Below are 1,053 nucleotides of genomic sequence, written 5' to 3'. Positions count from 1 at the left end.
TGCGCTGGCCGGAGGCCCGGGCCGGAGCGGTGGGTTTGCACGCAAGGGCCATCCGGTCAGGCCTGCCTGAATCCCGGTTTTCCCCGGAAATACGCGGAAGATGCTTCTGGGCCCGATTCCGGTGGCATCGCTCCAGTGTGCAACGAGGGGGTCGTTGCACACTGGAGCACTGTCATGACACCCGGGCCGCGGGCCAGATCCGCGCGATCACGCGGATTCCGCCATGGTGCTCACTCCTCGAGTGTGCGGACTCATCGCAGGGGCCCGAACAACGCCACCGAACACCCACACCCGCCCGTACCGCATCCTCAAACCGGAAGAGCCGGTGAGGCTTTTCGGGTTTGAGGGTGTGGTGCCTTGGTGGTGCGGGCCTTCGCGGCGCCGCAGCCTTGGGGGCGCTGGGACTGTGGGGCCGCAGGACGCGTTGGGTGCGCCCCTTCGGCGTAGTAGACGGCGTGCCACTCGGGCGTTCGGCGCCGGGTCGGTGGCGGCTCCCAGCTCACCCTTGCCGAGGACACCGACGCGGTATTGGATGGGCGTATGAGTAGGACGGATGCCAACGCCCTCGTCGGGCGAGTACTCGCGGAGGTGCCGCCCTTCCTGCTGGTAGGGCTCGGAGGGCTACTGCGGGTCTCGGACGGTCCCCTGTGGGCGGCGAGTCTGCTGGTCCTTGGCGGAGTGCTGTGGCAGGTGCTGGTGCTGGCGAAGACTCGCGCTGAGAGCGACACCGGTGGGGTCCGGATCAACAACCTGGGGCGACTGGCGGTGATCGCACTGCTGCTTCTGCTCGGCAATTGGGGTGCCTTGACCGGCGGGTTGGCCTTGCTGGCCCTGTTCCTGGGGGTGTGCGTGGCCCTGCGGTGCTGGCGCTTCCCCGACGGTCCGCGGCCGGTACGACGGCGCGAGTTCAATCCCCTGCGGGGCGTATAGGCCCGCGTCGCCCGGACACGTCCGGCCGTGCCTGCCGACGCGCCTACGCGACGCCGCTAGACAGGACCCCGGTCCGGTCACGACGACGGCGGGCCGTCTCCTGCGAGTGCAGGAGGCGGCCCG

At 69.7% G+C, this 1,053-nt stretch carries 1 protein-coding gene; it reads left to right on the top strand.

Annotated elements, in window-relative coordinates; translation table 11 throughout:
• Positions 1-540: 540 nt before the first annotated feature.
• Positions 541-930, top strand: coding sequence for a hypothetical protein (locus tag DRB06_RS10590; protein ID WP_111819923.1), 390 nt, complete (start codon positions 541-543; stop codon positions 928-930).
• Positions 931-1,053: the final 123 nt, after the last annotated feature.

The organism is Actinomyces sp. Z5, from assembly GCF_003287795.1.
Lineage (GTDB): Bacteria > Actinomycetota > Actinomycetes > Actinomycetales > Actinomycetaceae > Actinomyces > Actinomyces glycerinitolerans.
Note: the sequence above shows the minus strand (reverse complement) of the source record. Positions and strands in the feature narration are given on the sequence as shown.

Coding starts and splice junctions, on each gene's coding strand:
- DRB06_RS10590 (WP_111819923.1), top strand. CDS start 541: ATGAGTAGGACGGATGCCAACGCCCTCGTCGGGCGAGTACTCGCGGAG.